The organism is Flavobacterium plantiphilum (assembly GCF_046000495.1).
GTDB lineage: Bacteria > Bacteroidota > Bacteroidia > Flavobacteriales > Flavobacteriaceae > Flavobacterium > Flavobacterium plantiphilum.
This window is the reverse complement of record NZ_JBELQA010000001.1, coordinates 45,038-67,134: the sequence shown is the minus strand read 5'-3', so window position 1 is coordinate 67,134 and position 22,097 is coordinate 45,038. Positions and strand designations below refer to the sequence as shown.

General features: G+C 34.1%; 16 protein-coding genes. 11 read left to right on the top strand and 5 right to left on the bottom strand.

Annotation, left to right across the window (positions count from 1 at the left end; translation table 11 throughout):
- Positions 1-61: 61 nt before the first annotated feature.
- From ABS764_RS00310 to ABS764_RS00295, 4 genes are all read right to left on the bottom strand, one after another.
- Positions 62-1,828 carry a RagB/SusD family nutrient uptake outer membrane protein gene (locus ABS764_RS00310; RefSeq protein WP_408078793.1) on the bottom strand — a complete coding sequence of 589 codons (1,767 nt, stop codon included), beginning with the start codon at positions 1,826-1,828 and terminating at the stop codon, positions 62-64.
- Between the two features lie 3 nt (positions 1,829-1,831).
- The gene (locus ABS764_RS00305) at positions 1,832-5,107 is read right to left on the bottom strand and encodes a SusC/RagA family TonB-linked outer membrane protein (RefSeq protein ID WP_408078791.1); all 3,276 of its coding nucleotides are present in this window, start codon (positions 5,105-5,107) and stop codon (positions 1,832-1,834) included.
- 78 nt (positions 5,108-5,185) lie between these two features.
- On the bottom strand, positions 5,186-6,097 hold the full coding sequence (locus ABS764_RS00300; protein ID WP_408078789.1) for a FecR family protein: 912 nt from the start codon (positions 6,095-6,097) through the stop codon (positions 5,186-5,188).
- 109 nt (positions 6,098-6,206) lie between these two features.
- Entirely contained in the window at positions 6,207-6,707 is a 501-nt protein-coding gene (locus tag ABS764_RS00295; protein WP_408078787.1) for an RNA polymerase sigma factor, read from the bottom strand.
- 252 nt (positions 6,708-6,959) lie between these two features.
- Here ABS764_RS00295 and ABS764_RS00290 point away from each other — a divergent pair, with 252 nt between their 5' ends.
- The 10 genes from ABS764_RS00290 to ABS764_RS00245 all read left to right on the top strand — a co-directional run bounded on the left by ABS764_RS00290 (position 6,960) and on the right by ABS764_RS00245 (position 20,721).
- The gene (locus ABS764_RS00290; RefSeq protein ID WP_408078785.1) at positions 6,960-8,039 is read left to right on the top strand and encodes a phosphatidylinositol-specific phospholipase C1-like protein; all 1,080 of its coding nucleotides are present in this window, start codon (positions 6,960-6,962) and stop codon (positions 8,037-8,039) included.
- A 399-nt stretch (positions 8,040-8,438) separates the two neighbouring features.
- Positions 8,439-8,888, top strand: a complete 450-nt coding sequence (locus ABS764_RS00285; protein ID WP_073245529.1) for a YhcH/YjgK/YiaL family protein — start codon at positions 8,439-8,441, stop codon at positions 8,886-8,888.
- A gap of 203 nt (positions 8,889-9,091) precedes the next feature.
- Positions 9,092-10,090, top strand: a complete 999-nt coding sequence (gene lpxD / locus ABS764_RS00280; RefSeq protein ID WP_408078783.1) for a UDP-3-O-(3-hydroxymyristoyl)glucosamine N-acyltransferase — start codon at positions 9,092-9,094, stop codon at positions 10,088-10,090.
- Positions 10,091-10,356: 266 nt separating this feature from the next.
- Entirely contained in the window at positions 10,357-11,985 is a 1,629-nt protein-coding gene (locus ABS764_RS00275; protein WP_408078781.1) for an acyl-CoA carboxylase subunit beta, read from the top strand.
- Positions 11,986-12,407: 422 nt separating this feature from the next.
- Entirely contained in the window at positions 12,408-13,328 is a 921-nt protein-coding gene (locus ABS764_RS00270; protein WP_408078779.1) for a hypothetical protein, read from the top strand.
- Positions 13,329-13,482: 154 nt separating this feature from the next.
- A complete protein-coding gene (locus tag ABS764_RS00265) occupies positions 13,483-15,633 on the top strand; it encodes a KAP family P-loop NTPase fold protein (RefSeq protein ID WP_408078777.1) in 2,151 nt (716 codons plus the stop codon).
- A 156-nt stretch (positions 15,634-15,789) separates the two neighbouring features.
- Entirely contained in the window at positions 15,790-16,305 is a 516-nt protein-coding gene (locus tag ABS764_RS00260) for a GNAT family N-acetyltransferase (protein ID WP_408078775.1), read from the top strand.
- Positions 16,306-16,417: 112 nt separating this feature from the next.
- The gene (locus tag ABS764_RS00255; RefSeq protein WP_408078773.1) at positions 16,418-16,798 is read left to right on the top strand and encodes a hypothetical protein; all 381 of its coding nucleotides are present in this window, start codon (positions 16,418-16,420) and stop codon (positions 16,796-16,798) included.
- A gap of 94 nt (positions 16,799-16,892) precedes the next feature.
- Positions 16,893-19,043: a TonB-dependent receptor gene (locus ABS764_RS00250; protein WP_408078771.1), complete on the top strand. Its 2,151-nt coding sequence runs from the start codon at positions 16,893-16,895 to the stop codon at positions 19,041-19,043.
- 82 nt (positions 19,044-19,125) lie between these two features.
- A complete protein-coding gene (locus tag ABS764_RS00245; RefSeq protein WP_408078769.1) occupies positions 19,126-20,721 on the top strand; it encodes a PepSY domain-containing protein in 1,596 nt (531 codons plus the stop codon).
- 67 nt (positions 20,722-20,788) lie between these two features.
- On the opposite strand, the gene ABS764_RS00240 is transcribed toward ABS764_RS00245, so the two are convergent.
- Positions 20,789-21,451, bottom strand: a complete 663-nt coding sequence (locus ABS764_RS00240; RefSeq protein WP_408078767.1) for a TrmH family RNA methyltransferase — start codon at positions 21,449-21,451, stop codon at positions 20,789-20,791.
- A gap of 121 nt (positions 21,452-21,572) precedes the next feature.
- On the opposite strand from ABS764_RS00240, the gene ABS764_RS00235 reads away from it, so the two are divergent.
- The gene (locus ABS764_RS00235) at positions 21,573-22,094 is read left to right on the top strand and encodes a GNAT family N-acetyltransferase (RefSeq protein WP_408078765.1); all 522 of its coding nucleotides are present in this window, start codon (positions 21,573-21,575) and stop codon (positions 22,092-22,094) included.
- Positions 22,095-22,097: the final 3 nt, after the last annotated feature.

Genomic DNA, 22,097 nt, shown 5'->3' with positions numbered 1-22,097 from the left:
CTAAAAAAAGAATCCGCCAAAAATTATTGGACGGATTCTGTAATCTGATCTGAATTATTTATTATTCGATATAACCAAAATTTTGTTTAAACTCTTTGGTCACATCCAATGTTTGTTGCGGTATAGGAAAGATTCTTCTGAAAGGTTCAGAAGCAGGTTTAGCTGTATAAGGCAAATCAAATTTTCCAAAACGAATCATTTGCGGTCTTCTGTACATTTCCCAATACATTTCGAAACCAATTTCTTTGTATAATATTTCGCTGTCAATAGACAACAGCGCTTTACCCGGAGCATTATTATACAAAGCTTCTCTGGTTCTGTTAATTCGTAATGCGTTGACGTCCTCTAAAGCGGCTCCTGTTTGTCCTTTACGGAAATAAGCTTCGGCTCTCATCGTGTAAATTCCGCCTAATCTAAATAAAGGAATATCCACTTTACTGGCTCCGTTTCCTGCTTCGGGATCAAATTCCCATTTAAAGCAACGTACCCCGCGATTGATTTGGTTTTGCGCAAATACTGATTTTGTAGGATCATCAAAATTCAATTCCGGTGTAAAATCCATTCTCGTTCCCGTACTTTTTTCCATATACAATTCGGACACTTTGATTCTTCCGTCAGCAGTCATTTCGAAACCACCTGAAGAAGTTAATTTTGGACCGTATTGCGGTCCGGCAATCATACCTCTGGTAAAATGAAACCAGGGTAAGTTTTTGCTGTTATTAGGTACAATATCGCTTGCAGGTACACTTCCTTCTTCGGTATTTGTAAACCAGGTTCCGTCTTCATACTGATAAGCTCTTCCAAAACGCGGATCATCATGATTATTATCCCAGCTGTGGTAAAATTCAGGAGTAGTACAAGAACCGTTTGTACCTCTGTTATCAGGGGAAGCTCTTTGATTACGTGCCATGGAGTTATAAGCGAAATCATTATCTCCGTTTCTGATATTATCAATTTTCTGAACTATAGCAAAGATGATTTCCGAACCGTTTGAATTATCAATTGCAAAATTGTCAAAATAATTTTGCTCCAGAGTAAATTTTCCAGAATTTATCAGTAAAGAAGTGTAATAGATTACTCTGTCCATATCCGTTCCTTCGCCGGAAACGGCCAGCTCAGTAAAGTTAAAACCGGAAGTCTTATTATAACGATCTTTAAAAACAGCTCTGTTTAAGTACATTGCTGAAAGTAAACCATAAGCAGCCTCTTTAGTAAATCGACCTGTATGCGTATTATTCTGACCTAAAGAAGCCAGATCCGGAATGATGGCTTCTACATCTGAAATTAACTGATCAATATGAGTATCTGCTTTCAAAATCTCCAAAGATGCATCTTCAGTATATGGATCACGATAAGGAGCCTGACCGTACAAATCTAAAGTAGTGTAGGTATAGAAAGCCAAAAGTCCTTTGGCTTCAGCCAGAAATAGTACTTTTTGAGGATCATTACTGTTATTAATAATTTTAATAGCCGAAAGTGATCTTGTAATTCCATTCGTCAGCAAGTTCCAGTTATCAGTAACAATGGCACTACCAGGAGTCCAGGTAAACTCATGCATTGCTCTCCATTTTCCACCATCACCCCAGTCACTGCCTCTTGTAGGCAGCAAAGCAACATCAGTAGTGAATTCCTGCATGGCAAACACATTTTTGCTCACAAAAGTTCCGTCTCCCAAACGGTCATATGCAGCTGCCAAAGCACCATCAACACTGGAAGCATCTGCCCCCAATACCTCATCAAGTACTACTTCATCTAAGTTAGTACAGCCAGTTAGAAACAACAATGCAAATACAACTAACAGACTTGATTTTAATTTATTTAATTTCATAATTTATAATTTTAAAGTTGCGCCAAGAATAAATGTTCTGGATGTAGGATAACTGGAATAATCAATACCAATAGACTGATTTCCTCCACTTGATTTTGGACTGTTAATCAAAGGATCATATCCACTGTAGTTTGTCAGCGTAAGTAAGTTGGAACCTGTCAGGTAGAGTGTTAAACTCTGCATCCATTTTAAATTTTGATTTTTGAAATTGTATCCGATACGGGCAGTGTTCAGTCGGATAAAATCTGATTTTTCTAAATATAATGTAGATAGCTGAGGGGAATTCGTCGCATTGGCACCTGAATTATAATAATCTGAAGATACATTTCGATCAGATGCCAGGTTGTTTATATTCAACGCATTTAACCCTGTATTATTTAATAAATATCCTCCCGATTGTCCAATAATAGAAAATGAAAAATCAAAATTTTTATAATGCATCTGGCTGTTAAATCCATAAGTGAATTTTGGTAGTGCTCCTTCAATAATAATACGGTCACTATTGTTAATTACTCCATCATTATTAGTATCTCTGTAAATATCGGCTCCATCCTCATCAAATCCAATATGATCTAATAAATAGAACGAACCTGCAGCATGACCGCTTTTGTAGATATTTGCCAGTACTCCCGATTGTCCGGGACCGGAAATGGTACCGGAAAGAATTTCCGAAACAGGTAAATTTTTAATTTCATTATTAAGAGTGGCACCATTAAAATCAATATCCCAGGAGAAATTATCTGTTTTCATAACTTGAGAGCCTAACATAAATTCAAGCCCTTTATTTACAATTTTGCCATCAATATTTACCCAAACCGTATTAGTAGGACTCAGTACCTGGGAAGGAATATTCAAAATGGCATCAGTAGTCGTTTTATTATAATAATCTAAGGTTCCGTATAATTTCCCTCTCCATAAATTAAAGTCAAGCCCCACATTATATTGTGTAACCACCTCCCATTTTAAATCGGGATTTGGAGTACGTGTCACTGAAATACCGTTTACTAACGCAAGATCATCATAAAGATAATAACCATCTGCACCTGCGAGTGCATAACTTGCTTGTGTAATTTTATTTTCAACTTCCTGATTCCCTGTTTGTCCCCAGCTTGTTCTCAATTTTAAGTTATCAACCACAGCAGAATTTACTAAAAAATTTTCTTCATTAATATTCCAGCCTAAAGCAAATGAAGGAAAATAACCGTATTTGTTATTTTCACCAAAACGGGTTGATCCATCCGCTCTCATAGAAGCAGTTACAAGATACTTTCTGTCAAAAGTGTAATTTAATCTTCCAAAATAAGACTGCAATTCATTTTCCTGAGCAAATCCTGTTAAATTGGGTTTTACTCCTGAAAAAGCCGGATTGTTTTCAGGCTTAATTCCTGATGATTTATCAGCAATTCCATCAATGGTGAAAGCGGTTCCTGATCTTTCAAATTTTTGATATGAAAAACCGCCTAATACTTCTAACTTATGTTTTTCACGATTGAGATTATACGTTAAATAATGCTCCAGAAGTGAGCTCTTTGACTCCAGATTATTCTGAGCATATCTTCCTATCGGATTTAAATCAGTGATATTAGGGTAAATAGTTGTATTTCTTTCTGCAATGGAACGATCTACTCCGTAATTCAATTTGTATTCCAGTCCGTTAAAGATTCTAAAAGAAGCTTCGATATTTCCCAAAACTCTCAAAGTGCGGGTTTCGTCTTCATAAATACTCAATAAATAAGCCGGATTATAATGAGCATTCATATTAAAGTTAGTGTACTCGCCATTTTCATCGAATACGGATCTGGTAGGGTTTGCCATTAAAGTGTGAATAATCAATTGCCCGTTAGAACCTCCGTCATCACTGGTAGGAACACCATTGTCTGTCGTTTCACTTGCCGTTAAATTCACTTTTAATTTTAATCTTTGGTTATCCAAAAAAGATTCTGCGGCATTAATTCTGGCCGAAGTACGTTTAAAATTACTTTGGTTTACAATACCTTCCTGATCCATTTGTGCCAGAGAAACATAGTAATTCCCTGAGTTAGTCTGCTTAGCAAATGACAAGGAATTGTTTTTAGTAACAGCTGTTCTGTAAATCACATCCTGCCAGTCGGTGTTTCCTCCATGATCAAAAGCAGGTTCTGTAATAGCGTTTCTGTATTGATCAGCCGACAACACATCCAGTTTTTTAGCCACTGTTGAGAATCCTAAATAGGAATCAACTGTAAACGAAGCTTCTCCTTTAGAACCTTTCTTAGTCGTGATAATTACCACACCATTAGAACCTCTTGCTCCGTAAATGGCTGCTGCCGATGCATCTTTCAATACTGTGATAGATTCAATATCACTTGTATTCAAAAAATTCAGTGGATTCTTAGCCGCCGAAGCTCCAAAACCAACATTTGTGCCTGACGGACTCACATCATCATTTGCCAACGGCACTCCATCCACAACAAACAATGGGGTACTCCCGCTTCTGATAGATCCTACCCCGCGAATAGAAACATTCACTCCTGCTCCCGGTTCTCCACTGGTGCTTACCACCCGTACTCCGGCAACCTTTCCCTGCAATAAATTATCTGCTGAGATATTAACACCTTCCTTAAAATTAGCCGCTTTTAACTGCGTTACTGCACCGGTTACATCTACTTTAGATTGTTTTCCATACCCTACAATCATTACTTCATTTAGTTCTGATGAATCCGGTTCCATTGTGATATTCAATGTATATCCTTTAATCACAACTGTTTTAGTTTTATATCCAATAAAAGACACTTCAACCGTTTTACCCTGAGCAACTTTCAATTGAAATTCACCGTCCATATTAGTAACAGCTGTATTTTTAGTTGCTGTTTCTATAATTGTAGCCCCCGGTAAAGGCTGACCGGACTCATCCACAACTACTCCTTTTACCACTTGTTGCTGAACAACAGTTTTCTTAAGAACAGCTTGCTTTTTTATTAAAACCGTTTTTTCAACAATATTAAAATCAAAACGAGCTTTTTTAGATAAATCACTCAAAACCGCATCTAATGATGTAGTGGTATAACTTACCTCATAGTTGGTTTTATCCTGAATTACTGCCTGACCATAACTAAATTTATAAGCTGTTTGCTTGCTTAACTGTGAGAAAATAGAGATTAATGTTGCTTTTTTAGAATTAATAGTTATTTTTGGTGCCTCGGTTACTATCTTTTTCGAATATACTGTTTGAAAAGACAGTAAGATGATTGCTAAAAAGAATGCACTCTTTAGTTTTAAATAAGAGAATTTAAAATACATTTATTTAAGTTATTAGTTTATGACTTATTTATGAGCCATGGTTGTTCACAGCAACTATGGCTTCTTTTTTTGTGGTATTTAGTTCACTGTTACGGTATTGCCATTTGTTTCAAAATTTAGGTTAGAGATATAATTTATTTGTTTTAAAATATTTTCTAATGCAGCATTTTTTTCAATGTATAAAGTGAGTGAGGTATTTAAAAGGGAATCTTTTTTTACCTCAAATGTTACATTGTATTTATTTTTCAATAGTTCTAAAACTTCATGCAGTTTTACGTTTTTCAGTTCGATATCCTCATTATACCAATTTACAACCAGCATTTTGGAGGCTTTCTTTTTCACTAATGTATTAGCTTCAAAGAGGGCTTCTTCATTAGGGACTAAATCGACACTTTGGTTTTTAGCCGATACATTTACTTTTCCGGTAACTACAATAACATTACAACCTGATTTATTCATCTGAATGTGGAAAGAAGTCCCTACCACTCTTGTTTGTACATCTCCTGAACGAATTATAAAAGGATGCCGGGGATCTTTAGCCACTTCAAAAAAAGCTTTTCCTTTAATTAGTTTCACCTGGCGGTCTTCTGTTTCAAAATGATCCGGATACTCAAAAACACTATTGGCTGCCAGATAAATCACCGAACCGTCTGCTAAACGAACAGAATCCGAAGACTTCCCTGTTTTTAATGTCAGCATTTTAGCTGAATCTGAGACCTCTGGTTGTATTAATAATCCCAGACTCAATAAAACCACAACACTTGCTGCAACAGCATAAGCGATGTATCGGGAAATTCTTTTCTTAGCTATGTGTTTTTCTATCTTACCGAATCCATTAACAGCAGTTCCCATTAAGTTTTTTTCCCAACTCGTTTTTTCGTATTCCGAACGCATAAATCCCTCCAGCAAATCTTCTTCGGCTTGTGTTGCTTTTTTTTGTAAACTTTTCTCAATAAGAGTTTCTAAACTGTGTTTTATTTTTTTTGTCATCCTGAATAGTCTTCTACTACTAAGTACCCAAATTGAATAATCGTACTATCCGGAAATATTATGAGATTGTTAATGGAAGGTTATCTTAAAAAAACAACTTAAAATAAGCTTACATAAAAAGAAAAGTAAACTCTTTTAAACCGTGTCGCAGTTGCTTTAATGCTGATGAAATTTGGTTTTTCACCGTTTGTTTCGAAAGATCTAATTCGGAGGCAATTTGATCAATATTCATATCCTGAAGTTTATTCATCAGTAAAATTTCCTTTCTCTTCTCCGGCAAAGTATCCAAAAGAGCATAAATTTTATCGGTCAAATCAGATTCTACAGTAGAAAGATTTTCTATAAGGTAGTTTTCAAATTTATCTTCCAGAATGGTTTTGTCAAATTTTTCATTTCTGTAACTCTTAAAAATCTGATTTTTTACAGCTCTGAATAAATAACTCTCAACAGCAGCAATATTTACGTCTTCTTTCCTTTCCCAAAGATCTATAAATACATCCTGAACTACATTTTGAGCCAGTTGCTCATCCTGAGTCATTTTTAACGAAAATGCTGTTAACTTTTCCCAATAGTCATTATATATTTTCTCGAAATCGAAAGAATAACCCATTTTTAAAAAGCATAACAAAGTGAGGTGCTAAATAATAAAAATTAACTTCCCTGCATTTTATCCTAAGGTTATTTTTAAATTAATAATCAGCAATATTTTTTACAGTAATTTTATCTTAAGCAACATAGTTGTAAAAAAGATTTTTAACATTTAAATAATAACATTTACATTACCATTTATTATTTTTAAACGACAAGAACAGTGCGTATTACAAGCTATTTTTGTCAGCATTAATTTTTTTATTCAAAAAACATGAAACTTTCTACTTTAGTAATGCTTATCGCTTCTACAGCAGTATCCTATCAGTTGTCAGCTCAAAACGACCAATTGAGATTAAATAAAATACAGCTAATTGGTTCTCATAACAGTTATAAAAAAGCAATCGAATCTGATTTATACCAATACTTGGAAAGTAAAGATTCGTTACACCAGCTAAAAGGGCTTCAATACGAACACATTGCCATTACTGACCAGCTCAATATGGGTTTACGTAATCTTGAAATCGATATTTATGCCGACAGTAAAGGTGGAAAATATGCAAAACCTAAAGGTCTGGAACTGGCAACATCAAAAGAACCTTTTGATGCTGAAGGAAAAATGAATAAGCCCGGATTCAAAATATTGCATATTCCGGATATTGATTTCAGAACTTCGTTTTTAACTTTTGAAGATTGTTTGCAGGCGTTAAAATCCTGGTCAGATGCAAATCCCGGACACATACCGGTATTTATTACTTTAGAGCCTAAAGATGGTAAAAAGAATCAATACGGTACCGAACCGGAAATTTTTACCGCTGAATTATTTGATCAGGTGGATCAGGTTATTAAAACTAATTTAGGAATGGATAAGGTTATTACTCCGGATATGGTTCGAGGAAAATATAATACTCTTGAAGAAGCGGTACGGAATAATAACTGGCCAACATTAGCTCAGGCCAAAGGAAAATTTTTATTTATCCTGGATGATAGTGGTAAAAAACGTGATTTATACATGCAAAATCATCCTTCCCTTAAAGACCGAATGGTTTTTGTAAATGCTAATCCGGGAACTCCCGAAGCGGCTACTTTATTTAGAAATAACGCCGAAGACAAAACCATAACCGATTTAGTAAAAAAAGGATATATCATCAGAACCCGTGCCGACAGTAATACTGAAGAAGCCCGTAAAAACGACTACACTCATTTCAATCAGGCCTGTAATTCCGGCGCACAAATTATTACCACCGATTATTACAAACCAAGTACTTTTTTTGATTCTGCATACCAAATAAAATTTAAGGACAACAGTTATGTAAGGGTAAATCCCGTAACAGCAGCTTCAGAAAAAAAATAACAATCGTTTTTTTTATATAACCAAAGGGATAATTAGTACTGATTATCCCTTTGTGCTTTTATTAGTTTCAGCCCGTTGGGTGTAATTATCAAAAACCTTAATTCGAGTGTTTTTTACGTAATAAAATGGAGTAAAAAATGTATCGAGAATCTTTTTTGATAATAATTTTTCTTGTTCTCGATACAATTTTATCGAAAATCACTCGAACTGACGAAAAATCATTATCAAAAGCTAATTACACCCAACGGCTTAGTTTCAATCTTCGGCTGTCACAGCATTATTTCTTGCAAATTTTGTCTGACCATTAAATTTAAAACTGTATTTTTATTTTTTATTCCCAAAACGGAATTATTACTTTACCTAAAATTTAAAACCTAAAATTTAAAAAACAACTTTAAAATGATTGTAGATTCATTAAACAATGCTGCAAAATATTATGGCTTACATCCAGCCTTCGAAAAAGCATTCCAATTTTTAAATGAAAATGATTTAGCTAATCTGGCTGATGGCGTAACCCAATATACTGATGATTTAAAAATCATTGTAAATTCAGGAAATGGAAATTCTAAGGAACAAAGTTTAGTACATTTTGAATGCCACGATAAAAATATCGACATTCAGGTTTGCGTTGCCGGACCGGAAACCTATGCCTGGAAACCAAGAGAAAAATGTGTAAGCCCTAATGGCGATTACAGCGATGAAAAAGACGTTCGATTTTTCTTTGACCAACCCGATATGTTTTTTGAACTAAATCCGGGTCAGTTTACTATCTTATTTCCGGAAGATGTGCATGCTGCCATGATAAGCAATGGAAAAATAAAAAAAATAGTCATCAAGGTTAAAATATAAAGACCTCTTTACTTCTTAAAAAACTACTTTCTCAAGTAGTTTTTTTTGTTTTAACACTTTTTTTATTTAATAAAATTATTACAAATATGCATTAAATAGAAGCTGATGTTAAATCTTCTGCTGCTATTCTTAAAAAATTAGGATTATGTATATAGAATCACTTTATTTGACCCTTCTATTTAACCTAATCTTCTTAACAAAACATGAAATCTTATTCAATACAGGAAATAAATGATGTCCTAAAAGGCGTTATATCAGGATATACGCTTCAAAACATTACTGCGGCAGAGCAACTTGAAGCAGCGTCTGATTCTGAGATTTCTTTTATTGGAAATAAAAAGTATGAAAAATTGTGGGCCGCTTCAAAAGCAAGTGTTGCCGTTGTAAATGAAGATATTTCTATTGAACCGGGAGAAAACAGAGCCTTTATAATTGTTAAAAATGCCGATCTGGCCATGTCTCAGATTCTGGAACTTTTTGCGCCATCACTACCTGAATTTCATGTAGCTATTCATCCTACAGCTGTAGTGGATCAAACGGCTTCTATAGGTCCCGGAGCTAAAATTGGTGCCGGAAGCTATATTGGCCCTAAAGTAAAAATTGGAGCAAACACTACCATTTATCCAAACACCACTATTCTGGATGAGTCTACCATCGGGGAAAATACTATTATTTGGTCCGGTACTGTAATCAGAGAGCGTTGTCATATAGGAAATGAATGCATTATTCATCCAAATGTAACTATCGGGGCAGATGGATTTGGTTTTCGTCCTTGTCCTGAAAAGGGCTTGGCTAAAATACCACAGATTGGAAATGTAATTATTGGCGACAATGTCGAAATTGGAGCTAACAGCTGTATTGACAGAGGAAAATTCAGCTCGACCGTTTTAGGGAATGGCTGTAAAATAGACAACTTAGTACAAATAGGACACAATAGCAAGTTAGGACAGTTTTGTATTATGGCCGGGAACAGCGGTCTTGCAGGTTCAGTGACTTTAGGCAATGGTGTAATCATTGGCGGAAGCGCTTCTATAAAAGATCACACCACTATTGGCGATGGTGCTGTAGTGGGTGCCGGATCAGGAGTAACCTGCGATATTGCGGCGGGTAAAACCGTGCTGGGGTACCCGGCTGTGGAAGCTCGTGACGCACTCAAACAATGGGCAATCTTAAAAAGACTCGTAAACGACTCTAAAAAATAATTTTTTTATTTTTTTTTATTTTTACCGCAGATTCATGAAATTTAAACTTTGTGAATCTGCGGTTCTTTTTTTTCTAAATTCAATTAAAAAAAGATACTGTCTAAAAAGTTTTTACCACAGATGACACAGATTACTAAACCTTATATGAGCTTAGCTTTTTTCTTCAGATAAAATCAAAAAACTTACATGACTTATAGGGTAAAAAAGTAAAAAACTTCAATTGGTTTTGTATTTTAGCCATCAATTTTCTTGCAATTACAAACACTATGGATTTAAACTTCAACAAAAACGAAGACCACAATAAACTTTTACTTTCTGATTTAAGACAAAGATTCTCTAAAATTAAATTAGGAGGAGGCGAAAAACGCATTCAAAAATTACATTCCGAAGGCAAAATGACCGCTCGCGAACGTGTGGATTATTTATTGGATGACAAAGCCGAAAGTATCGAAATTGGAGCTTTTGTGGGAGACGGAATGTACAAAGAACATGGTGGTTGCCCTTCGGGAGGTGTTGTGGTGAAAGTAGGTTACATCAAAGGAAAACAATGTATTGTAGTGGCTAATGATGCTACTGTAAAAGCAGGTGCCTGGTTTCCAATTACTGCTAAGAAAAACCTTCGTGCACAGGATATTGCGATGGAAAATAAAATTCCAATTATCTATTTAGTGGATAGTGCCGGAGTGTATTTGCCTATGCAAGACGAAATTTTCCCGGACAAAGAACATTTTGGACGCATTTTTAGAAACAATGCCCTCATGAGCAGTATGGGAATTACCCAAATTTCGGCTATTATGGGCAGCTGCGTTGCCGGCGGTGCTTATTTGCCTATTATGAGTGATGAAGCGATTATTGTTGACAAAACAGCGAGCATTTTTCTGGCGGGAAGTTATTTGGTTAAAGCCGCTATTGGCGAAAGCATTGATAATGAAACCCTGGGCGGAGCTACTACACATTGCGAAATATCAGGCGTGACGGATTATAAAGCCAAAGATGACAAGGATGCCTTAGATAAAATAAAAAATATCGTTGATAAAATAGGTGATTATGATAAAGCAGGATTCAACCGCATCAAAGCTGTAAAACCTGCTTTAGACGAAAAAGAAATCTACGGAATCCTTCCTAAAGCCAGAACCGAGCAATACGACATGATGGAAATTATCAGTCGTATGGTGGATAATTCGGAGTTTGCAGCGTACAAAGACGGCTACGGACAAACTATTATTACCGGTTATGCCCGTATTGACGGCTGGGCGGTGGGAATTGTTGCCAACCAACGAAAAGTAATCAAAACTAAAAAAGGCGAAATGCAGTTTGGCGGTGTTATTTACTCTGATAGTGCCGATAAAGCCACTCGTTTTATTGCCAATTGCAACCAGAAAAAAATTCCTTTGGTTTTCCTTCAGGACGTTACCGGTTTTATGGTGGGTTCCAAATCAGAACATGGAGGAATCATCAAAGATGGCGCTAAAATGGTCAATGCCGTAAGCAATTCGGTAGTGCCTAAATTCACTGTGATTGTGGGGAATTCCTATGGTGCCGGAAACTATGCCATGTGTGGCAAAGCTTATGATCCCCGATTAATTGTAGCCTGGCCAAGTGCTGAATTGGCCGTTATGGGCGGAACTCAGGCCGCTAAAGTTTTGGCCCAAATTGAAGCTTCGTCTCTAAAAGCCAAAGGTGAAACCGTTGACGAAGCTAAGGAAGCCGAATTATTCGCTAAAATCAAGGCGCGTTATGATGAGCAAACTTCGCCGTATTATGCCGCTTCCCGCCTGTGGACAGATGCTATCATCGACCCACTGGAAACCCGAAAATGGATTTCTATGGGTATCGAAGCCGCTAACCACGCTCCTATTGAAAAGCAATTTAATCTGGGTGTGATTCAGGTGTAATCTAATATTAAACGTCAATTCGAGTGTTTTTTGTGCAGTGAAACGAAACAAAAAATGTCCCGATAACTATCGGGACGAGAATCGTTTTAATATTTTTTCATTAGCAGCACAACTACTCCTTTTCATAATCACTTCCCTCCCGCTATCCACTATATTCCCGCCAAAAAAGGCGGGAGATGTCGCTGCTATCGGGGCTATTGTAGTACGTCTGGTTTTCAATGTTACCTATCAATAGAATTGTTGCTTAATTCCAAAAGTGGTTAACAAATAAAAAGCCCTTTTGATTCTTTGTAAGAAAAAATCAATATATTTGGCAAAACTATAAAGCGAAACAAAACTTCTCCAATCTAGCTGATTCTCGGTAGATATACGAAGGTTTGCTTCGGGTATTCATTAGTTGTGCGTAATAATAGAAAAACGAAATGGATAAATATCAAGCATTTGAAAAGTTAAAGGAACATTCACAAAATCTAACTTCAATATCATATGAAGAAATATATGATTTATTAAAAAATGGAATTAAATTTATTCCACTTCCAATTGCCAAGTTGTGGACAAATGCTTTTATAGACAGAGTAAGACCAAACAATGGAACAGCATTATTTAGACACATCGACGACCTCGGGTATATAAAAGATAAAAATGTAATCGACAATGTACTAACCTCATTTGGCAGGGCAAATAATCCGCATCAGGTTATGTTTTATGGAGCATTAGAAACAACGTTAATTGACAAACCAAGACTTACAGCAATAGCTGAAACCTCACATATTTTTAGAGTATCTGGAACAGACTGCACAGATGGAGAGCATTACACTGTTAGTAGATGGGAAACTCAAAAAGAACTATTAGTCGTAGAAGTCGTTTTCTCTGAATATGCTTTAAAAAATAATCCTGATATAGCTAAATCATTCGAAAATCAAACAAAATTACTTCAAGAACATAATTTAGAGCCACAAGAAATAGCTTTTCACTTAGAGTTTTTGAAATTTATAAGTGAAGAGTTTTCAAAAAAAGTAATTAATCCAGAAGAATACAAGATAAGTGCAGCATATACGAATATAGCTCTTTTACATCCAGATGTAAGTGGAATAACTTATCCAAGTGTACAAACAGATTATTTTGGAGTAAATATTGTTTTAACACCAGAAGTGGTTAGAACATATTTAAAACCAAAAATTTGCAGCACTCAAATTCTTTACAAAAAAGGAATGAAAAGTCTAATTGCTAATGGAAAATATTACTGTAAAGAAATTGATATTAATAACGATCTTGAGTGGAAAGAAAACCAATCAGAAATATTGACAACTAAAGATCAAGTATTAGAACATCTTAAAGAATAACTATGCACAACAGCTATTTTGATATAGCTGGAATTTAGTGGAATTAATGTTTCGCATCAAGTTTACGTTAAGCAGAAAACTGAGCGTTTACGAATTTCTAGCCATCTCAAAACAGAATAATGTTATGTGACATTTACCCAAAAATAACGAAATTATGAAACAAATTTACAATTCTGACAAACCAATTTTTGCTAAAGCACAAGATAGATTTAACAGAAATAAATTTTCAAATAGAATAGCTAATACTATAACTAAAAGAATTGATAATGATGGTTTAGTAATTGGATTATATGGTATTTGGGGAGAAGGAAAATCTTCAGTTTTAAATATGATTGAAGAAGAATTGATCACAAATGATGATGTTCTAATTGTAAAATTTAATCCTTGGAGATTTAAAGATGAAGATGATTTAATTTTAAATTTTCTGAAAAACATCTCAGAAGTTTTAAATAGAGAATTAAATACTAAATCTGAAAAATTTGTTGATTTCTTAAAAAAATACGGAAGCGTTACAAGTATTTTCAATTTTGATTTATCAAAATTAAGTGAAAATTTCTCCGATACACAATTAGAGGATTTGAAAAATAGAGTTAATGATTTTCTACAAGAAAGCGATAAAAAAATTGTCGTTATAATCGATGATATTGATCGCCTTGATAAACAAGAATTATTTTCATTGTTTAAGCTTATTAAATTAACAGGTGATTTTTCAAAAACTTATTATATATTATCATTTGATGATGAAATGGTAGCTTCCGCAATTGGAGAAAGATTTGCAGAAGGAAATAGAAATTCAGGACATAATTTTCTTGAAAAAATAATTCAAGTTCCTTTAAGGATACCTCAAGCGTTGAGTAAAGATTTACTTAATTATACTTTTGAATTATTAAATAATATTTTAAGTGAAAATGAAATTGATTTAGGAACAAACGAGGAACAAAATATTGGTTATTTAATTTCACAAAATATTCTTTTAAAAATAAAAACACCTAGGTTAGCTATTAGATATTCAAATTCCCTATCCTTTTTAATTCCACTTTTGAAAGGAGAAGTTAATATTTCTGATTTAATTCTTTTTGAAGGAGTAAAAATATTTTATCCCAAGCATTACGAATTTATAAAAGATTCTCCTGAATACTTTATTGAGTCATATAATGACAAATTCTCTAATGGAAAAGATAATTCAAAGATCGAGGAATTTAAATCCAAAATTGAAGAATTAAACAGCAAATTGTCTAAAAATGAAAAAAAAGCGATATTAAACTTACTTAAAAATTTATTTCCATATATAAAAGAAGCTATTGAAAATTATAGTTTTAGGAATGCTAGCCAAGATTGGACGAAAGGAAAAAGAATTACTTCACTAAAATATTTTAATAGATACTTTATTTACAGTGTTCCAAAAGATGATATTTCAGATGTTTATTTTGACAGCTATATGGAAAGCCTTGATTCAAAAACATTTGATGAAATTTTAGCTGAAACAAATGAAATATTAAAAAATGTTGATGCTTTAGAATATCTGAATAAAATAAGTTTTTATGAAGACAACTTAGATTGGAATTCAAGACAAATAATTTCAAAAATAGTTTGTCAAAATGAAAATAAATTTGAAGGAATGAAAGGTGGCGCCTTTATGTTTGGATTTAGCAATCCAAAATCTCAAGCCGCAATAACAATTAGTAGATTACTTTTAAAACATAATAATTATCCTGAAAAACTTGAATTTTCAAAATACTTAATGACAAATGAAATACCTTTTGAATTTTCAAAAGAAATTAATAGATGGTTAAAAGTAGGTAATACAGAAGATGAAAAAACAGTAAAAAGTTCTGACATGAAATTATTAGACAACATACTTCTTGAAAGAGCTTCATTAGATTGTTCTATCAATAATACTAACTTATTTGAAAAATATGAAAATAATATATTTTCATTACTAGAAATTTGGTACGAAAAAAACACGAAAGAGTTAAGAGAATATATAAATGAGTTAATTAATTTGAATTCAAAAATAGTTTCTAAAATAACATATGCTTTAACTTCAACTATATATAGTTCATCTAATCCAAATCCTTATAAAATAGATTTTAAGAAAGATAGTTTTGAATTACTAAAAAAATATTGTGATATTGATGAATTTTACAGCATTTTAATTAAGGAATATTCTACCGAAATAGGAAGCGAAGAAGCAATTTTTTTTGACACAAATGAAGGACAAGATAATATAAATGCAATGCGTCAATTTGTGCATTGGTACGATTTAGAAAGTAAATTAAGAATAACAGAAGTAGTAGAAAATTAAAAACGTCACATAACAGATAGACTTTCGTTTCGTTCGTAGCACCAACAATGAAACCCATGTTGAAAGGAACCGCTCTACCTTATATTGCTATGAAAATTTCACCCACAACTACCCTAATTATGAAAAAATCTTTGTAATTTATTAAAAGTCTAATTCATGAATTATCAATTTAGAAAAGCCACTATTGCTGAGATTCCTCAAATTTGGGCTATTTTACAAAAAGCCATTCAGCGCCGCAAAGAAGACGGCAGCAATCAATGGCAGGATGGCTATCCTAATCCTGAAGTGATTCAAAAAGACATTGAAAAAGAGGCGGGTTTTGTGTTGACTCTTAACGAGGAAATCATCGGTTACACCGCCGTAATGATAAATGACGAACCTGAATATGCTAACATCATTGGGCAATGGCTGACTAATGCTGATTTTGTGGTTTTCCACCGCGTTGCTATTGATGAAGCGCATTTAGGGAAAGGTTTGTCAAAAACAATTTTAAATTTCATTGAAGCATTTGCCCTGAGCAATCAAATTTACAGCATCAAAGCCGACACTAATTTTGACAATATCGCCATGTTGAAAATTTTTGAAAAACAAGGTTATCAATTGTGTGGTGAAGTGTATTTTAGAGGAAGTGCCAGAAAAGCTTTTGAAAAAGTATTGCCAAAAAAGCTCTAGAAAAAACTAATCCGTTTTAGACAAAGCTGTTTTTTTGTGTTAAAAAAAGTAAAAAGTATTCGCTAAAAAATAATAAACTGTATTTTTGCAGCCGAAACAAAAGACCGCTTTTTTGAAGTCATTATTCAGCATAGTACTTTCTATCCTTTTATTACTACCTAGTTTTGGTAGTTTCTTTGTTTATACTTCATTCAAATTAAATCAGGACGAAATTGCAAAAACCATTTGTGTACAGCGAAAAATGATCAATAACAGTTGTAACGGTCGTTGTGAACTTCAAAAAAGTCTTAAAAAATATGAAGACAACGAAAAAAGAATGCAAAACAATCTCGACAGCAAAGTAGATTTGGTTTTTATTCAAAATACCGTTGTTGCTGATGATTTTAAGTTAATAGCATTTGATTTTATTATCAAACCTAATTTCTATACAATAGAGAAGCAACCCGTTTCAGTTTCTCTTTCTTCCTTTAGACCTCCATCCGTTTTGATATAAATTTTAATATCTCTTTTCAATTTCTTACTGAAAAGAAATTTTCTTGGATTCAATCCGGGAAAAGCTCGTTATTTCATAATTTATATCCATTAAAATGAAAAAAATGTTTCTGGCTTTATTAGTGATAAGCCAATTTGTTATTGCTCAAAATAAAAGCAAATCCGATACTACAAATGTCCACGAACTTCATGATGTTTTTATAACCGCCAATCGTACCGCAACTTTACGTAAAGAAACGCCGGTCGCCATTAGCAAATTAACTGCTAAAACCATCGATGAATCTAAAGCTACAGCCGCTTACGAAATTATCAATAAAACGCCCGGTGTATTGATGGTGAATCTGGGAAATGAACAACACATGATGTCCATTCGTCAGCCCATGACCACGAATGCTTATTATTTATATCTGGAAGATGGTTTACCCATCAGACCCATGGGAATCTTCAACCACAATGCTTTGCTGGAAATCAACCAGTTCAATCTTCAGAGTATTGAAGTCGTAAAAGGGCCGGTTTCTTCTCTTTACGGACCCGAAGCAGTAGGCGGAACGATTAACTTTATATCGTTAAAACCAAGTATGAATCCGGAATTTAAATTTGGAATCCAGGCTGATCAATGGGGTTATAAAAGAGTTCAGGCTGCCGGAGGAGCCACTATTGGAAAAATTGGTTTTCATATTGCCGGAATTTCCAGTTTACAGGAAAATGGCTGGATGACTTTTTCAGATTATAATAAAGACAATCTGAATGTACGGATTGACTATAATATTAGTCCTTCTACCCGATTAATCAGCAATACCATGTGGGGTAAATATTATTCGGATATGAGCGGCGGTGTGAATGAGAATGATTTTTACAATCGGGATTACAAAAGCACCTCTGATTTTACCTATAGAAAATCGGATGCTTTGCGTACGCGATTAACACTGGAACACGATTGGAATTTAAACGCGAGCAGTTATTTAACAGTCTATCACAGGAACAACAAACTGGGACAAAACCCTTCTTACGGCATTCGATGGAGTCCCACAAATAATCCAACTACTGCAACCGGAGAAATTAATTCGAATAACTTTAAAAGTTATGGTGCTATTGGACAACACACCCAAAAATTTGATTTCTTAAATACCAAATTAGTAGCGGGTGCTTTATATGACTATTCTCCGGTTACCTACTGGTCTTACCGAATTGATTTAAAAGCCAACTTAAATCCCGGTGGAGTCACAGTAAACAATTATGAAATTATTGCAGAACGCCCAGACTTAAAAATAGCCGATTACACTGCCGATATTTACAACAGTGCTGCTTATGCACAATTGAGTTTTAACCCTTTTGAAAAAGTAGTGCTTTCGTTAGGTGGTCGTTATGACAACATGAAAGTAGATTATGAAAATGCCATAGACCTTTCATCAGGAAGTAAAACCTATGATAAAGCTACTTTTAAAATTGGAGCCAATTATAATCCGTTAGACAATGCCGGATTTTATGGTAATTATTCTCAAGGGTTTGCTCCTCCGGGAATCACTTCTATTTTCAGAACTAAATCAGGAACGGGTGGAACAACAGGAATTGCGGCTGAGTTTTATTACAATCTAAAACCTGCTACTTTCAACAATTATGAAATTGGCGGCTGGATGAGCTTATTCGAAAACAAACTCAACTTTGACTACGCCTTTTACTATATGGAAGGTAAAAACGAATTATTAAATGTAAAACTGGAAGATAATTCAACCGATTATCGTTCGGCCGGAGCAACCCGTCATAAAGGAATTGAATTAGGTTTTAACTACAAACCTTGTAAAGAAATTAATTTTAGACTTGGAGGAACTTATGCCCAGCACCATTATGTTGATTTCAAAGTTTCTGACATAACTACAGATGCTTTACAAAATTTAAACGGAAAAGAAATGCCTGCTGCTCCAAGATGGTCCGGAAATTCAGAACTTTATTATTATCCGGAATGGTTTCCTAATTTCAGGACTTCTGTAGAATGGCAACATGTGGAAAGTTATTATCAGGATCAGATAAACACTGTAAAATATTCCGGCTATGATATTTTTAATTTTAGAGCGGGTTACCGATGGAAGTGCATTGAAATTTACGGAAACATTATAAATCTCACTGATAAATTATATGCTTATAATGTATCCAGAGGAAATCTAAGTGCATCACAACCTTCTTATTTAGCTGCTGCTCCCAGAACTTTCTTATTAGGATTACAATATAATTTTTCATTGAAAAACTAATAATAAAATTATCTCAGATTGTAACTATTTTAGAAGAAGACTTTAAATCTGTGGCTAAAAAATAAATCATATATCCTCAAAGATGAGCAAGAAAAACAACAGAAAAAAAGATTCCAAATTTATCCGGAAAATCAAGCAGAATATGTACCAATGGCACAGAATCATTGGCATTATCACTATCATTCCGGTTATTTTCTGGACATTATCAGGATTGATGCATCCCTTTATGGCGCATTTTTTCAAACCGGAGATTGCCCGTGACAAATTAGAAACTGTAACAATTCCTCAAAGTAAGCTGTCTCTTTCCATTCAGGAAGTTTTAGAGAAAAACAATATCAAACAATTTACTAATTTCAGGATTGTTTCTTTCAACAATACTACTTTTTATCAGGTAAAAAACCTGATTGGTGATTTGCGTTATTTTGATACCGCCAACGGAAATGAACTTAAAAACGGAGATACAATATATGCAGAATGGCTCTCCCGTTACTTTCTGGACGATCAGAAAAGCAGCGTAAAAAACAGCGAAATCATTACTGAATTTGACAATCAGTACAAGTATGTCAACAGATATTTACCGGTTTATAAAGTTACTTTAGACCGTCCCGACACCATGGAAGTGTATGTGGAAACTTCATCCGGCAAATTGGCTACTTACAACCCCACATCAAGACAGTTTTTTATCTGGTTTTTTGATGTGTTTCATAACTGGTCGTTTATTGATGCGATCAGCAATAACAGTATTCGCATTATCACGATGATTTTTTTGTTGTCGATAATTGGACTTTCGGCCATCAGCGGAATTGTGATTTATGGCTTTTTGTGGAAACAATTCAAAAAATCTGACAGCGTAGAACCTAAAAAAGGAATCCGAAAATACCACCGACAAATAGGAATATGGATTTCCTTGTTTACCCTAACTTTTGCGTTTAGTGGCGGGTATCATGCTACTACCAAGTGGGATCCATACACTTTAGACAAAATGGTGTACGAGCCTACATTTAAAACCAGCGAAATTCAACTGGCTAACAACAAACTGAATTTAGACTGGAATCGTTTTCAAAATGCGAGTCTGATTACCTTTAATGACAGCATTTATTACCGTTGTGAATTAGAAGAAAAAGCAAGTGGAAAATTCAAAAAACCTAAGTCAAATGCCAATTCAAAATGGAATAAAAAAGACAATCAGAAAACTGAAGTGGTTTACATTAATGCTTCCACAAATACAATTGCTGCTGATTTAGACTTAGAATATGCTGAATTTTTGGCTTATTATTTTACAGATGGCGCACCAAAAGCAGCCTGTTGTGAAATGATGAATCCGGAAATTCCTGAGGAATCAGAAGCTTCTTTAGAAAATGTAAAATTATTAGAATCGAAAGTGATTACTAATTTTGAAAGCAGAGAATATGGATTTGTCAACAAGCGTTTACCGGTTGTAAAACTGGCTTATGATACACCTGAAAAAACAACTTATTTTATTGAAACTGCCACTTCCAGGCTGGCTGCTAAAATTAAAAATTCAGATATGGTGGAAGGTTATTCTTTTGCTATTTTACACAAATACCTGTTTATGGATTGGGCTGGCAAAAACGTGCGTGATTTAACAATGGTTCTAGCGGCACTTTGTATTTTAATTGTGAGTGTGTTAGGGTTAATTCTTTTTATAAAGAAATAGTTTCTAAGTTCCTAAGAAGCTAAGATTCTGAGTTCATTTTCACTTAGAGCCTTAGCTTCTCAGCAACTTACTTAGGATTTTCTTCGAAATATCTGGCTTCAATTCGTTTGATATCTTTAATTGATTTTCGGGCCCAATCCAATCGTTTTTCAAGAATTTCGGCATCAGTTAATTTCCAGTCGATATCAGAACGACGCAATCTATTGGTCAAATCCTGAATGATGATAGCCGCTGAAACCGAAATATTCAGACTTTCGGTAAATCCTACCATGGGAATTTTCAAGAAACTATCGGCATTTTGCATCACTTCTTCGGACAAACCTTCTTTTTCTGTTCCAAAAAACAAAGCACTTGGTTTTGAAATGTCAAATTTTTCCAGTGTGCAATCCTTTTCATGTGGTGTGGTGGCTATAATTTGATATCCTTGTTCTTTTAAAGTTGAAATACAGTTGGAAACCGAATCATGTCGGTTGATATCCACCCATTTTTGAGCGCCCATAGCTATTTGCTTGTCTATTCTTTTTCCAAAGCGTTCTTCTATTACATTCAGTTCCTGAATACCAAAAACCTCGCAACTCCGCATTACTGCTGAAGTATTATGCAATTGATATACATCTTCTACAGCTACCGTAAAATGCTTCGTTCGGTTTTGCAATACTTCTAAAAAACGTTCTTTGCGATTGTCTGTCAATATTGTTTCCAGATAATTTAAGTAATCTATATCAATCATTGTTGTGGTTTAATTTTGGCGCAAAAATACATTTTTTTATTTTTTATTAGATTTCAACTAAAAGTATCGAGCTTTTCTGCCATCAAAAAAAGATTGGTTAAATTCGTAAAAAAAATAGAATATGGAAACAGTAAAAATAAAAAAAACAGGAGTTGAAGGACTAGAAAAACTACAACAAATAAGCACGCAAACATTTTTTGAAACTTTTGCTGAAGTGAATTCCGAAGAAAACATGAAAGAATATTTGAAAAATAATTTTTCAATTGACCGTCTAACCCATGAATTAACAAATCCCAATTCAGCATTCTACTTTGCTGTACGTGGTACTGAAATTCTAGGCTATTTGAAAATTAACTTTGGAGAAGAACAAACAGAGCTAAAAGACAAAAATGCTTTAGAAATAGAACGTATTTATGTTTTAAAAAAGTTTCACGGAGCTAAAATTGGACAATTATTATATGAAAAAGCCATACAAATAGCTAAAAAACAAGATTTAAGCTATCTTTGGTTAGGAGTTTGGGAGGAAAACCACAGAGCCATAAATTTTTATAAAAAAAATGGCTTTATGGAATTTGATACACATATTTTTAAATTAGGTGATGATGAACAAACTGATTTACTGATGAAATTAATGTTGAAATAATAC

Bases quoted from the DNA above. Each gene is read 5' to 3' on its own strand.
- ABS764_RS00310 (WP_408078793.1), bottom strand. From the start codon at position 1,828: ATGAAATTAAATAAATTAAAATCAAGTCTGTTAGTTGTATTTGCATTG.
- ABS764_RS00305 (WP_408078791.1), bottom strand. From the start codon at position 5,107: ATGTATTTTAAATTCTCTTATTTAAAACTAAAGAGTGCATTCTTTTTA.
- ABS764_RS00300 (WP_408078789.1), bottom strand. From the start codon at position 6,097: ATGACAAAAAAAATAAAACACAGTTTAGAAACTCTTATTGAGAAAAGT.
- ABS764_RS00295 (WP_408078787.1), bottom strand. From the start codon at position 6,707: ATGGGTTATTCTTTCGATTTCGAGAAAATATATAATGACTATTGGGAA.
- ABS764_RS00290 (WP_408078785.1), top strand. From the start codon at position 6,960: ATGAAACTTTCTACTTTAGTAATGCTTATCGCTTCTACAGCAGTATCC.
- ABS764_RS00285 (WP_073245529.1), top strand. From the start codon at position 8,439: ATGATTGTAGATTCATTAAACAATGCTGCAAAATATTATGGCTTACAT.
- lpxD (WP_408078783.1), top strand. From the start codon at position 9,092: ATGAAATCTTATTCAATACAGGAAATAAATGATGTCCTAAAAGGCGTT.
- ABS764_RS00275 (WP_408078781.1), top strand. From the start codon at position 10,357: ATGGATTTAAACTTCAACAAAAACGAAGACCACAATAAACTTTTACTT.
- ABS764_RS00270 (WP_408078779.1), top strand. From the start codon at position 12,408: ATGGATAAATATCAAGCATTTGAAAAGTTAAAGGAACATTCACAAAAT.
- ABS764_RS00265 (WP_408078777.1), top strand. From the start codon at position 13,483: ATGAAACAAATTTACAATTCTGACAAACCAATTTTTGCTAAAGCACAA.
- ABS764_RS00260 (WP_408078775.1), top strand. From the start codon at position 15,790: ATGAATTATCAATTTAGAAAAGCCACTATTGCTGAGATTCCTCAAATT.
- ABS764_RS00250 (WP_408078771.1), top strand. From the start codon at position 16,893: ATGAAAAAAATGTTTCTGGCTTTATTAGTGATAAGCCAATTTGTTATT.
- ABS764_RS00245 (WP_408078769.1), top strand. From the start codon at position 19,126: ATGAGCAAGAAAAACAACAGAAAAAAAGATTCCAAATTTATCCGGAAA.
- ABS764_RS00240 (WP_408078767.1), bottom strand. From the start codon at position 21,451: ATGATTGATATAGATTACTTAAATTATCTGGAAACAATATTGACAGAC.
- ABS764_RS00235 (WP_408078765.1), top strand. From the start codon at position 21,573: ATGGAAACAGTAAAAATAAAAAAAACAGGAGTTGAAGGACTAGAAAAA.